Genomic DNA, 855 nt, shown 5'->3' with positions numbered 1-855 from the left:
AGTTGCAGGGTATAGACCCGAAACCCGGTGATCTAGCCATGGGCAGGTTGAAGGTTGGGTAACACTAACTGGAGGACCGAACCGACTAATGTTGAAAAATTAGCGGATGACTTGTGGCTGGGGGTGAAAGGCCAATCAAACCGGGAGATAGCTGGTTCTCCCCGAAAGCTATTTAGGTAGCGCCTCGTGCATTCATCTTCGGGGGTAGAGCACTGTTTCGGCTAGGGGGCCATCCCGGCTTACCAACCCGATGCAAACTGCGAATACCGAAGAATGGTATCACGGGAGACACACGGCGGGTGCTAACGTCCGTCGTGAAGAGGGAAACAACCCAGACCGCCAGCTAAGGTCCCGAAGTCATGGTTAAGTGGGAAACGAGGTGGGAAGGCTCAGACAGCCAGGATGTTGGCTTAGAAGCAGCCATCATTTAAAGAAAGCGTAATAGCTCACTGGTCGAGTCGGCCTGCGCGGAAGATGTAACGGGGCTAAACCATGCACCGAAGCTGCGGCAGCGACATGAATGTGTCGTTGGGTAGGGGAGCGTTCTGTAAGCCGGCGAAGGCGGCGTCGTGAGGCCCGCTGGAGGTATCAGAAGTGCGAATGCTGACATAAGTAACGATAAAGCGGGTGAAAAACCCGCTCGCCGGAAGACCAAGGGTTCCTGTCCAACGTTAATCGGGGCAGGGTGAGTCGACCCCTAAGGCGAGGCTGAAAAGCGTAGTCGATGGGAAACAGGTTAATATTCCTGTACTGAATGTGACTGCGAAGGGGGGACGGAGAAGGCTAGGCCATCCGGGCGACGGTCGTCCCGGTTTAAGCGTGTAGGTGGGCAGGACAGGCAAATCCGTTCTGCTG

At 55.4% G+C, this 855-nt stretch carries 1 rRNA gene; it reads left to right on the top strand.

The features are described from left to right. Nucleotides 1-855, top strand: a 23S ribosomal RNA gene (locus ABR397_RS22905); the annotation flags it as partial.

Source organism: Photorhabdus viridis (assembly GCF_040256935.1).
GTDB classification, from domain to species: Bacteria; Pseudomonadota; Gammaproteobacteria; order Enterobacterales; family Enterobacteriaceae; genus Photorhabdus; species Photorhabdus viridis.
The sequence above is the reverse complement of the archived record's forward strand: the minus strand, read 5'-3'. Positions and strand labels throughout refer to the sequence as shown.